The organism is Streptodolium elevatio, from assembly GCF_053592165.1.
Genome location: NZ_JBSFVE010000008.1, coordinates 139,385 through 150,621 on the forward strand (window position 1 = coordinate 139,385; position 11,237 = coordinate 150,621).

At 73.0% G+C, this 11,237-nt stretch carries 12 protein-coding genes; 3 read left to right on the forward strand and 9 right to left on the reverse strand.

All coding sequences use genetic code 11. From position 1 onward, the window contains the following. The 7 genes from ACWD12_RS16945 to rimP form a co-directional block, all read right to left on the reverse strand. Positions 1-1,131 (reverse strand): DHH family phosphoesterase, encoded by a 1,131-nt coding sequence (locus ACWD12_RS16945; RefSeq protein ID WP_358353923.1) that lies wholly within the window; start codon positions 1,129-1,131, stop codon positions 1-3. After that, positions 1,128-1,604, reverse strand: coding sequence for a 30S ribosome-binding factor RbfA (gene rbfA, locus ACWD12_RS16950; protein WP_358353921.1), 477 nt, complete (start codon positions 1,602-1,604; stop codon positions 1,128-1,130). The genes ACWD12_RS16945 and rbfA overlap by 4 nt, the downstream gene beginning before the upstream one ends. 58 nt (positions 1,605-1,662) lie before the next feature. Continuing rightward, complete coding sequence (locus ACWD12_RS16955; protein ID WP_358353989.1) at positions 1,663-1,956, reverse strand: DUF503 domain-containing protein; 294 nt, start codon at positions 1,954-1,956, stop codon at positions 1,663-1,665. Between the two features lie 247 nt (positions 1,957-2,203). Then, a complete protein-coding gene (gene infB / locus ACWD12_RS16960) occupies positions 2,204-5,338 on the reverse strand; it encodes a translation initiation factor IF-2 (protein ID WP_358353919.1) in 3,135 nt (1,044 codons plus the stop codon). 135 nt (positions 5,339-5,473) lie between these two features. Then, positions 5,474-5,800, reverse strand: coding sequence for a YlxR family protein (locus tag ACWD12_RS16965; RefSeq protein WP_358353917.1), 327 nt, complete (start codon positions 5,798-5,800; stop codon positions 5,474-5,476). Between the two features lie 9 nt (positions 5,801-5,809). Beyond that, positions 5,810-6,847 (reverse strand): transcription termination factor NusA, encoded by a 1,038-nt coding sequence (gene nusA / locus ACWD12_RS16970; RefSeq protein WP_358353915.1) that lies wholly within the window; start codon positions 6,845-6,847, stop codon positions 5,810-5,812. Between the two features lie 3 nt (positions 6,848-6,850). Beyond that, on the reverse strand, positions 6,851-7,399 hold the full coding sequence (rimP, locus tag ACWD12_RS16975) for a ribosome maturation factor RimP (protein ID WP_358353914.1): 549 nt from the start codon (positions 7,397-7,399) through the stop codon (positions 6,851-6,853). A gap of 227 nt (positions 7,400-7,626) precedes the next feature. Here rimP and ACWD12_RS16980 point away from each other — a divergent pair, with 227 nt between their 5' ends. From ACWD12_RS16980 to ACWD12_RS16990, 3 genes are read left to right on the forward strand one after another with little or no spacing between them, the layout of a single operon-like run. Continuing rightward, a complete protein-coding gene (locus ACWD12_RS16980; RefSeq protein WP_450100152.1) occupies positions 7,627-8,115 on the forward strand; it encodes a hypothetical protein in 489 nt (162 codons plus the stop codon). Continuing rightward, positions 8,112-8,660 carry a ferritin-like domain-containing protein gene (locus ACWD12_RS16985; RefSeq protein WP_450100153.1) on the forward strand — a complete coding sequence of 183 codons (549 nt, stop codon included), beginning with the start codon at positions 8,112-8,114 and terminating at the stop codon, positions 8,658-8,660. The genes ACWD12_RS16980 and ACWD12_RS16985 overlap by 4 nt, the downstream gene beginning before the upstream one ends. After that, entirely contained in the window at positions 8,657-9,574 is a 918-nt protein-coding gene (locus ACWD12_RS16990) for an aminoglycoside phosphotransferase family protein (RefSeq protein WP_450100154.1), read from the forward strand. The genes ACWD12_RS16985 and ACWD12_RS16990 overlap by 4 nt, the downstream gene beginning before the upstream one ends. A 57-nt stretch (positions 9,575-9,631) precedes the next feature. On the opposite strand, the gene ACWD12_RS16995 is transcribed toward ACWD12_RS16990, so the two are convergent. Both ACWD12_RS16995 and ACWD12_RS17000 read right to left on the reverse strand, forming a co-directional pair. Then, positions 9,632-10,165, reverse strand: coding sequence for a GNAT family N-acetyltransferase (locus ACWD12_RS16995; protein ID WP_358353906.1), 534 nt, complete (start codon positions 10,163-10,165; stop codon positions 9,632-9,634). A gap of 42 nt (positions 10,166-10,207) precedes the next feature. Continuing rightward, the gene (locus tag ACWD12_RS17000) at positions 10,208-11,050 is read right to left on the reverse strand and encodes a GNAT family N-acetyltransferase (protein WP_435839048.1); all 843 of its coding nucleotides are present in this window, start codon (positions 11,048-11,050) and stop codon (positions 10,208-10,210) included. Between the last annotated feature and the right edge of the window lie 187 nt (positions 11,051-11,237).

Genomic DNA, 11,237 nt, shown 5'->3' on the forward strand with positions numbered 1-11,237 from the left:
TCAGGCCGACCCCTCGTCCCCGCGCCCCGCCTCGCCCACCGCCGCCTCCAGTTGCGCGCGGAACCGGTCCATCACGGCGTCGAGCGGCTCGTCGGCGGCTGTGTACCCGGCCGCGTACGCGTGCCCGCCGCCACCCAGTGCCGCACACACACTGCCGAGATCGACGCGGCCCTTGGAGCGCGCGGACGCCTGGAAGCGGCCCTTGTCGTCCTCCTTGAGCACCAGCGCGATCTCGGCTTCGGCGCTCTTGCGGACGACGTCGATGATGCCCTCGATCTCGTCGAGGCGTACGCCGTACTCGGCCCGGTCGGCGCGCGTGACCACGGTCCACACCAGGCCCAGTCCCCCGGCCGCGCCGGGCTCCAGGCGCGCTGCGTCGAGGGCCGCGGAGAGCACCTTGAGGTAGCCGAACCGGCAGGTGTCCCAGATGGCTCGGGAGATGAGGTCGTGCGGGATGCCGGTGGCCAGGAGGCGTGCGGCCATCGCGTGGGTCTCGGGGGTCGTCGCGGCGTACTTGAAGGAGCCGGTGTCGGTGACCAGGCCCGTGTAGAGCGCGGTGGCGACCTCGGCCGTCAGCGTGCCGCCGACGCGGCGCACCAGTTCCTCGGCGAGCACCGCGGTGGCGGGGGCCGTGACGTCGATCAGGTGGTGGGTGCCGAAGCGGGTGCTGGACGCGTGGTGGTCGACCACCACGAGCGCCCGTGCGGCCTTGGCCTTGGCCTCCAGCAGGCCGAGCCGGGCGCCGGCCGCGGTGTCGAAGACGATCACCAGGTCGGGCCGGTCCGGCAGTTCCGCGGGCGGCACCAGCATGTCGAGGCCCGGCAGGAAGGTGAGCGACGCGGGGACGACGAGCGGGTCGTCGCCGTACGACACATGCACGTCGCGACCTTGCGCCCGCAGCGCGAGGCCGACCGCGAGGGCCGAGCCGAGCGCGTCGCCGTCCGGACTGACATGGGCGAGCAGGTCGATGCGGGACGCGGTGGCCACCAGGGCGGCCACCTCGTCCCATTCCCGTTCGCCCGGCGGTGTCGGCGGCCCCGCGGGCAGGGCGGACGGGGGCGCCGAGGCGCCGCGCTGGTCCATCGCCTTCGTGGGGCCCGGGATTCCGGCCGCCGACACCGTGGGGTTCAACGCTGCTCGTCCTCCTTCGTGGAGTCCCCGCCGTCCTCGTCGAGGTCGTCGTCCTCGGCCGGAGTGCGGTACGGGTCCGCGTCGCCGGCATAGCTGGCACCCGCAGCGGTGAAGCGTACCGCCGCATCGGCCTCCTGCGCCCTGGCAAGCAGCTCATCGATCTGGCGCGCGTTGTCCGGGACGGCGTCGGCGACGAACGCCAGACTCGGCGTGTAGCGCACGCCGGTCTGCCGCCCGACCTCGCTGCGGAGGATGCCCTTGGCACTCTCCAGCGCCGCGGCGCTGGCCTCCCGCTCGGTCTCGTCGCCGAAAACCGTGTAGAACACCGTGGCTTCCCGCAGGTCGCCGGTCACCCGGGCATCGGTGATGGTGACGAAGCCCAGGCGGGGGTCCTTGATCCGCCGGTCCAGCGTCTCGGCGACCACGACCTTGATGCGGTCCGCCAGTTTGCGCGCCCGCGCGGTGTCGGTCACTGATCCTCCAACTTGGGCGGGCCGTCAAGCCCTCGGGGGGCCGTCCAGGCCCGGCGTGTCAATCATCCTCGCTGAACACCCGGCGGCGGGCGGACAGCAATTCCAGCTCAGGTCGCCCGGCGACCTGCCGCTCGCACTCGTCCAGCACTTCGGCACACCGTTCCACGGTCGCGGAGACCACCGCGAGGCCGATCCGGCTGCGCCGATGTAGATCCTGATAGTCAACCTCGGCCGCGGCAACGGCATTCTTGCGCTGGAGATCCGCCAGGATCGGGCGGAGCAGCGAGCGCTTCTCCTTCAGGGAGTGCACGTCGCCGAACAGCAGGTCGAGGGTGATCGTTCCTACGAACACGGGCATCACGGGCCAGGCGCCCGGGGGCCATCAGGGTGTGCCGCTCATAGCTTGAACGGCTCGTGGTGCGGTTGTGTTCCTTGCGTGTTTTCCCTGTGTGTCTTGCTGTGTCTTGCTGTGTCTTGCTGTGTCTTGCTGTTCTCACGGTGCCTTGGCGGTGCCTCGGCGGTGCAACGGAGAACCCTCCGCGCCGACTGAGTCGGCGCGGAGGGCACCCGTTGCGGTACTGCGAAGCCTGCCGAAGGCGTCAGCCCCGGGGCTTCTCGCGGATCTCGAACGTCTCGATGCGGTCGTCCACCTTGATGTCGTTGTACGACCCGAGGTTGATACCGCACTCGAAGCCCTCGCGGACCTCGGTGACGTCGTCCTTCTCGCGGCGCAGGCCCTCGATGGTGAGGTTGTCGGCGACAACCGCACCGTCGCGGATGAGGCGGGCCTTGCCGTTGCGGCGCATCTGGCCGGAGGTGACCATGCAGCCCGCGATGTTGCCGAGCTTGGACGAGCGGAAGACCGCGCGGATCTCCGCCGTGCCGAGCTGGACCTCTTCGTACTCGGGCTTGAGCATGCCCTTGAGCGCGGCCTCGATCTCCTCGATGGCCTGGTAGATGACCGAGTAGTACCGGACATCCACGCCTTCGCGCTCGGCCATCGTCCGCGCCCGGCCCTCCGGCCGGACGTTGAAGCCGATGATGATCGCGTCCGAGGCCACCGCCAGGGTGACGTTGGACTCGGTGATCGCACCGACGCCGCGGTCGATGATCCGCAGCTCGACGTCCTCGCCGACCTCCAGGTTGAGCAGCGCGTCCTCGAGGGCCTCGACCGAACCGGACACGTCGCCCTTGAGGATGAGGTTGAGCTGCTGGATCTGGCCTTCCTTGAGGGCCCGGTCCAGGTCCTCAAGGGAGACCCGCTTGTTGCGGCGGGCGAGCAGCGCGTTGCGGTTGGCCGCGGCGCGCTTCTCGGCCACCTGGCGGGCGGTGCGCTCTTCCTCGACCACGAGGAAGTTGTCACCGGCGCCCGGCACCGTGGTCAGGCCGAGCACCAGGACCGGACGCGCCGGACCCGCCTCGGTGACGTTGTTGCCGTTCTCGTCCAGCATGGCGCGGACGCGGCCGTACGACTCGCCGACCACGATCGCGTCGCCGACCCGCAGGGTGCCGCGCTGCACCAGGACGGTCGCGACGGAGCCGCGGCCCTTGTCCAGGTGCGCCTCGATCGCGATGCCCTGGGCCTCCTGGTCGGGGTTGGCCTTGAGCTCCAGCGCCGCGTCGGCGGTCAGGATGACCGCCTCGAGCAGCTCGTCGATGCCCATCCCCTGCTTGGCGGAGATGTCGACGAACATGGTCTCGCCGCCGTACTCCTCCGCCACGAGGCCGTACTCGGTCAGCTGGCCGCGGACCTTGGTCGGGTCCGCGCCTTCCTTGTCGATCTTGTTGACCGCGACCACGATCGGCACGTCCGCCGCCTGCGCGTGGTTGAGCGCCTCGATCGTCTGCGGCTTCACGCCGTCGTCCGCCGCGACCACGAGGATCGCGATGTCCGTCGACTTGGCACCACGGGCACGCATGGCGGTGAACGCCTCGTGGCCCGGGGTGTCGATGAGCGTGATCTTGCGCTCGTCGCCGTTGACCTCGGTGGCGACCTGGTACGCGCCGATGTGCTGCGTGATGCCGCCCGCCTCGCCCGCGACCACGTTGGTCTTGCGGATCGCGTCGAGGAGTCGGGTCTTGCCGTGGTCGACGTGGCCCATGACGGTCACGACCGGCGGACGCGGACGAAGGTCTTCCTCGTCGCCCTCGTCCTCGCCCCATTCGAGGTCGAAGGACTCGAGCAGCTCGCGGTCCTCCTCCTCGGGGCTGACGATCTGCACGTCCCAGTCCAGCTCCACACCGAGGTCCTTCAGGTCCTCGTCGGAGCAGGACTGCGTCGCGGTCAGCATCTTGCCCAGGTGGAACATGATCTGGACGAGCGAGCCGGGGATCGCGCCGATCTTGTCCGCGAAGTCGGTCAGCGAGGCGCCGCGCGACAGGCGGAGAACGCCGCCGTTGCCACGGGGAGCCTGCACGCCGCCGATCGCGGGAGCCGACATGTTGTCGAACTCTTGGCGACGCTGGCGCTTCGACTTGCGGGCACGGCCGGGACGACCGCCGGGACGACCGAAGGCGCCCTGCGTACCACCGCGACCGCCGGGGCCGCCGCGACCGCCGCCGGGACGACCGGCGAAACCGCCGCCGCCACCGGGACGACCGGCACCGCCGCCGCCACCGGGACCGCCGGGACGACCGGCACCGCCGCCGCCCGGACCGGCCGGACGACCGGCGAAGCCGCCGCCGCCCGGACGACCGGCACCGCCGCCGGGACGACCGCCGGGGCCGCCGCCGGGACGACCCGGACCGCCACCCGGGCGCGGGCCCGGAGCGGGACGGTTCGGCATCATGCCGGGGTTGGGACGGGGACCACCGGGGCCGCCGCCCGAGCCGCCCGGACGCGGACCGCCCGGACCGCCGGAGCCACCCGGACGGGGACCGCCCGGACCGCCCGAAGGCGCCGGACGCGGACCACCGGGACCGCCGCCGGGACCCGGGCGCTGACCGCCCGGAGCCTGCGGACGGGGCATGCCCGTGCTGCCCGAGGTGAAGGGGTTGTTGCCCGGACGCGGACCCGCGGGACGCGGGGCGGCCGGACGTGCGCCGGGACCACCGGGGGCGCCGCTGCGCCCGCCGGGACCGGACTGGCCGCCCGGACGGGGGCCGCCGGACTGGCCCGGACGCGCCGGGGCGCCGGAGCCCTGGCCACCCGGACGCGCGCCCGGACGGGCCGCGGGGGCACCGGGGGACGCGGCGGCCGGACGCGGTGCGCTCGGCGTCTGCGGGGCGCCGGCTGCCGGGGCGGCGGCCGGACGCGGGCCCGGACGGGCACCCGGAGCGGGCGCACCGCCGGTGCGCTGCGCGGGACCGGGCTGCGCCGGAGCCGGCTGGCCGGGTCCGGGCTGGGCGCCGGGGCGCGGAGCTCCGCCGGGCGTACGACCGGCGGGCGCCGGGGCGTCGCCGCCCGGGCGCGGACCCGCGGCGGGCCGCGGGCCGGGAGTGGGGGCTCCGCCGGCCGGGCGCGGGCCCGGGCGTGCGGAGGTGGAGGGGGCCGCGGCGGCAGCCGGACCCTGAGCGGAAGCCGGGGCCGCGGGGGCCGCGGGCTTGCGCGCGCCAGGACGTGCGGAGGGTCCGCCGTCCTTCTTGAATGCGTCAGTCAACTTGCGTACGACCGGTGCCTCGATTGTCGAGGACGCCGACCGGACGAACTCACCGAGTTCTTGGAGCTTGGCCATGACGACCTTGCTCTCGACTCCGAACTCTTTTGCGAGCTCGTATACCCGGACCTTTGCCACGTCGCTCCTTCTGGTCCGGGGTGGTCGTCCGCCGGACCGTCGCTACCGCATGTACGTACTCATCGCGTACTCATCGAGTGCTCATCGCAATCTCGACCTACTTCCAACTCGCGAGGTACTGCTGTTCCGTGCCGATCATTGCCCCTCACCATCCGGGGCGACCAATGCGTGCAATCGGGCCAGTTCCAAAGGCCCGCTCACGCGCAACGCCCGCGGGAACGCCTTCCGGCGCTCCGCGAGGGCAAGACATTCCGGGTCGGGGTGCACGTGCGCACCACGCCCGGGCAAGGTGCCGCGCGGGTCGGGGACGCATGCGCCCTCGACCGCCACGACTCGCACCAGGTCGGTCTTGGCGGCACGGGCCCGGCATCCCACACACGTACGCACCGGTCCCGCCGCTTCCGGCAGGGCCTGTCCCTTACGTGTAGATGGGCATGCGTTAACCCGTGTCCGACCAGACATCAAGTAAGTCTACCGCTCCCCACCCCGACGTGGCTCGGGCGTTCCGCCGCCCGGCCGCGCCTGGCCGCCTTCTCCGCCACCTGACTCGGTGTCGGGACGGATGTCGATGCGCCAGCCGGTCAGGCGTGCGGCGAGCCGGGCGTTCTGCCCTTCCTTGCCGATCGCCAGTGACAGCTGGTAGTCGGGGACCGTCACGCGCGCCGAGCGGGCCGCGAGGTCGACGATCTCGACGTGGCTCACCCGTGCGGGCGACAGGGCGTTCGCCACCATCGCGGCCGGGTCGTCCGACCAGTCGACGATGTCGATCTTCTCGCCGTGCAGCTCGGCCATCACCGCGCGCACCCGGGCGCCCATCGGGCCGATGCACGCGCCCTTGGCGTTGAGGCCCTGCCGGGTCGAGTAGACGGCCATCTTGGTGCGGTGGCCGGCCTCGCGGGCGATGGCGGCGATCTCCACCGAGCCGTCCGCGATCTCCGGGACCTCCAGCGCGAACAGCTTGCGCACCAGGTTGGGGTGGGTGCGCGATAGGCCGATCGAGGGGCCCTTGGGGCCGCGGCGCACGGTGACGACGTACGCGCGCAGGCGCAGGCCGTGCTCGTAGCGCTCGCCCGGCACCTGCTCGGCGTGCGGCAGGATCGCCTCGACCTTGCCGAGGTCGACCATGACGTTGCGGGGATCCTTGCCCTGCTGGACCACGCCGGAGACGATGTCGCCCTCGCGGCCCGCGTACTCGCCGAAGGTCACTTCCTCCTCGGCGTCGCGCAGACGCTGGAGAATCACCTGTTTGGCGGTGGTCGCCGCGATCCGGCCGAAGTCGTGCGGGGTGTCGTCGTACTCGCGCACGGTCGCGCCCGAGTCGTCGGTCTCGGCGGCCCACACGGTCACGTGGCCGGTGGCCTTGTCCAGCTCCACGCGCGCCCGCGGCTGGCTGCCCGGGGTGTGGTGGTACGCCGTGAGCAGCGCCGACTCGATCGCCTCGACCAGGCGATCGAATTTGATCTCCTTCTCGCGCTCGAGCCCGCGCAGGGCGCTCATGTCGATGTCCACGTCCTACGCCTCCTCGTCCATGTCGTCGGTGTCCTCGCCGGCGTCGTCGCCCGCGTCGGTGTCCGCATCTGCGTCCGCATCCGCGTCGTCCGCGGCCTTGCGGTTGAACTCGATCTGCACCGCGGCCTTGGCGACGTCCGCGTAGGCGATGCGCCGCGCGGTGCCGTCCACGTCCAGGTCCACGCCGTCCGCGTCGGCGGCGGTGACGCGGCCGGTCACCTTGCCGCCCTCGGCGAGCTGCACCTCCACGAGGCGCCCGGCGGACCGGCGCCAGTGGCGTTCGGCGGTCAGCGGCCGGTCGACGCCCGGGGTCGTGACCTCCAGGACGTACGGCTGGCTGCCCATCACATCGGAGGCGTCCAGGGCCTCGGACGACTTGCGGCTGAACGACGCGACCGCGTCCAGGTCCACACCGCCGTCGGCGTCCACCACGATGCGCAGCACCCGGCGCTTGCCCGCGGGGCTGACCGAGACGTCCTCGAGGTCGACCCCCGCGCCCGAGGCGACGGGTTCCAGCAGCTCCCGCAGCCGGTCCCTCTGGGTGGTGCTCATCCGGACGACTCCTCGGCTGCGTGTGCTGTTGTCGCGTATCTGCGGGCGGGTCGGCCTCGGGGCCGACCGCTGAGATAGACAACAGTATCCGGTCCGCAACAGTTCGCGTGCACGCGCGGTCAGCCGCCCGGCCGCACGGTGACCGATGCGGTAGCGTCCGACTGGACCCGCGCCGTGCGCGGGAAATGCGGGAAAACGGGTGCACACGATCAGCGGGAGTCGAAGCAATGCGCGACGCTGGGCCGACGCGCAGGACCGTTCTGACCGGCCTGGGCGCGCTCGTCGCCGTCGGGCTCGGTGCGACGGCCTGTACCTCGGACGACAGTTCCGGTCCGACCCCCGCGCAACGCAAGGCGGACGACGAGATCCGCGAGCGCGCGAAGCAGGCGTCGGCCTCTCTCCTGGACCGCTACGACGCGGTCATCGCGGCGCATCCGGACCTCGGCGGCCGACTGCGCCCGTACGCCGACGAAGTGGGCCTGCACCTCACCGCTTTCGGTGGAACGCGCACTCCGCCGCCGGTGTCCACTCCCCCGGGTGAATCCGTGCCGGTCGACGCCAAGGCGGCACTCGCCGACCTGGCGTCGCGCGAACAGCGCGGCGCGGACGGCCGCCTGGTCGACCTGCCGGCCGCGACCCCCGAGCTGGCGCGCGTCCTCGCGTCGGTCTCCGCCTGCCAGTTCGTCCACGCGCAGAACCTCGGGAGCGCCGCATGACGACCCCCTCCCCCTCGGGCAAGGAGAGCCCGGTCCTCCAGGCGCTCCAGTCGCTGCTGGACGCCGAGCACGCGGCCGTCTACGGCTACGGCGTCGTCGGGGCGAAGTCGGAGGGGGCCGCCAAGGCGCAGGCGCGCACGGCGTACGACGCCCACCGCGCACGACGCGACGAGATCGAGCGGCTGATCACCGGGCAGGGCGGACAGCCGCGGGCCGCCGCGCCGGCGTACACGCTCCCGTTCGCGGTCGACACCGCCGCCGACGCCTCGCGGCTCGCCGTGTACCTGGAGGACGGTGTGGCGGCGCACCTGGTCGACCTGGTCGCCGCCTCGGGTGGCGACCAGCGCATCTCGGCCGCCAAATGGCTCCAGCAGACCGCCGTCGAGGGCGCGCGGTGGCGTGGCGCGGGCATCGCCTTCCCCGGCCTGCCCGAACGCGCCGCACCGGGCGGGACCGCGGCCGGTCCCGGCGCACCGTCGGCGACGCCCGCCGGGTCCACTGCCAAATCGGGTGCCTCGCACACCGGTTCGGGGAAGCCCTCGTGACCTCGCCGGTGGAAGTGCCCGAGCGGCTCGTACGCACCGCGCTGCGCTGGTGCGGCGAGGAGGCGGCCCGGCCGTGGCTGGCGGGCCTGCCGGAATCCGCCGCCGAGTTCCTGGACCGGTGGCGGCTGACCGCCGAGCGGCCCGTACTGCCGGGCGGCGCGCTCAGCCTGACGCTGCTGGTGCGGCGCGACGACGACACCCCGGCGACCCTCAAGCTCGGGTTCGTCGACCGCTACACGGCGCACGAGGCGGACGCACTGGCGATATGGGCGGGCCGCGGCGCGGTGCGCCTCCTGGACGCCGACGCGCCGCGTGGGGCGCTGCTCCTCGAACGTCTGCAGCCCGACGTCTCGTTGCGCTCGCTCCCCGAGGACCGGGCGATGCTCGAAGCGGTCGAGGTCCTGCGGCACCTGTGGATCGCGCCGCCCGAGGACTCGGCCATCGACCTGGTCGCCGACCGCGTGGGGCACTGGGTCGAGTCGATGCCCCGGAGGTTCGCCGAACTCGGCGGCCCCTGCCCCAAGTCCCTGCTGGACGAGGCCGTGTCGCTGTGCGCGGATCTGGCGGCGTCGCAGCCGGGCGTCGTCGTCCTGCACACCGACTGCCATCACGGCAACGTGCTCGCCGCCGAGCGCGCCAAGTGGCTGGCCATCGACCCGCGGCCGATGCTCGGCGAGCCGGCGTTCGACCTGGGCCCGCTGGTGCGCGACCGGCTGGCCACCGTGGTCGCCGAGACCCGCCCTCAGGCGGTGGTCAGGCGGCGTGTGACGTGGCTGGCGAACTCCCTTGACCTCGACGTCGAGCGCGTACGCGGCTGGGCGCTGGTGCAGGCGCTCGCCCTCGGGCTCTGGTGCGTCTCGGTCGGCGACCCCGCGGGCGAGGACATGCTGTCGGTCGCCGAATGGCTCTCCTGACCGCTCGGGCTTCCCTCGGGTTGCGCACGGGGCCCGTTCCGGGTCCGCTTCGCGCGCTCACTCTACGAGCAGCGGCAGTTCCGCACCCATCACGCAGTAGGGCCTGACGTTGCCGGGGAACAGCACCGGCACGGCCAGGTCGACGAACCCGACGCCGTAGTACAGCCGTCGGGCCGGTGTGTCCTCGTCGACGGCCGACAGCAGGATGCGCGTACGGTCCTGCCCCTGGCACAACAAGCTGAGCAGCGTGCGCCCGACGCCGTGCCCCTGCCACGCCGGCAGCACGTGCAACTCCCCCACGACGAAGGCGTCGTCGAGCCAGTCCGCGTGCCCGGTCCGGGCGAGGTACGGCTCGATGACCATGCTCCACCACTGGTCCTTGATGTTCGGGTAGCCGTAGCCGAACCCGACCAGGTGCCCTTCGGGCGAGAACGCGCCGAGCGCGCGCACCCCCGCGAACTGGGCGTGCCGCTGCACTATGCGGCGGCGCACCGACATCTCGTCGTCGGTGAGTCCGAACGCCAGCGCCTGCACTTCGACCGTCTCGACGGTGTACGCGGCGAGGTCGATCAGCCGACACGTCCATTCCATGGCGGGGACGCTATCGCAGCGGCTGCTCGGAACAGCGGCGGCTCAGAACAGCACGCTCATGAACGCGCCGGTCTCGGCGAAGCCGACGCGGCGGTACGCGGCGCGGGCCGGCACGTTGTAGCTGTTGACGTACAGGCTCGCGATCGGGGCCACCTCACGCAGCGCGAAGTCGAGCACCGCGGCCATACCGGTCTCGGACAGCCCTTCGCCGCGCCTCTCGGGGGCGACCCACACGCCCTGGATCTGGCACGCGTGCGGGGTCACCGCGCCGATCTCCGCCTTGAAGACCACGCGGCCGTCCTCGATGCGGGCGAACGCGCGGCCGGAGTTCACCAGTTCGGCCACCCGGGCGCGGTAGAGCGCGCCGCCGTCGCCGACCAGGGGGCTGACGCCGACCTCCTCGGTGAACATCGCGACGCACGCGGGCATCACGATGTCGATCTCCTCGCGCCGCACCCGCCGCACCGCGGGGTCCGGCGTGACGGCCGTGGAGGGCCGGGTGGCCACCATGAGCGGCTGCACCGGGCGTACGTCGCGCGCGGGGCCCCAGGAGGGCTCCAGCAGTCCCCACAGGTTCGCCGCGGCGTCGGCGGGGCCGACGATCGACGAGCAGCGCCGGCCCTGTCGGCGGGCGCGGTCGGCGAAGGATCTTATGGCCTCGGGTCCGGCCGCCACGGGGACGAGGTTGGCGCCTGCGTAGCACAGCGACGCCAGCCGCCCGCTCTCGTAGTAGCCCCACAGCTCGCCGCCGAGCCGCCACGGGTCGGCACCGGCCAGGTGCACACGCGAGGCGACGAAGACGTTGGTCACCGGGTCGCTGTCCAGCAGTTCGAGGACCGCGGGCAGGTCGGTGCCGTCGAGGACTTTGGAGGAAACCGAGCTCAACACGTGGCTCACCCTGCCATCCGGCGGATCACCCCACCAGAGTACGGAGTCGGGGCCACGGTTGCGCGACGCCCCTCGGCGCGCCGGGAACCGCCCCTCGCCGGCCGATGACGCCGGGGGCCCGCACGGTGCGCGGGCGGGCAGTTCAGGGCAAGAGGCGCAGGCGGGGGCAGTGAGGGGCAGGTGG

Bases quoted from the DNA above. Each gene is read 5' to 3' on its own strand.
- ACWD12_RS16980 (WP_450100152.1), top strand. From the start codon at position 7,627: ATGCGCGACGCTGGGCCGACGCGCAGGACCGTTCTGACCGGCCTGGGC.
- ACWD12_RS16965 (WP_358353917.1), bottom strand. From the start codon at position 5,800: ATGTCTGGTCGGACACGGGTTAACGCATGCCCATCTACACGTAAGGGA.
- rimP (WP_358353914.1), bottom strand. From the start codon at position 7,399: ATGAGCACCACCCAGAGGGACCGGCTGCGGGAGCTGCTGGAACCCGTC.
- ACWD12_RS16995 (WP_358353906.1), bottom strand. From the start codon at position 10,165: ATGGAATGGACGTGTCGGCTGATCGACCTCGCCGCGTACACCGTCGAG.
- ACWD12_RS16985 (WP_450100153.1), top strand. From the start codon at position 8,112: ATGACGACCCCCTCCCCCTCGGGCAAGGAGAGCCCGGTCCTCCAGGCG.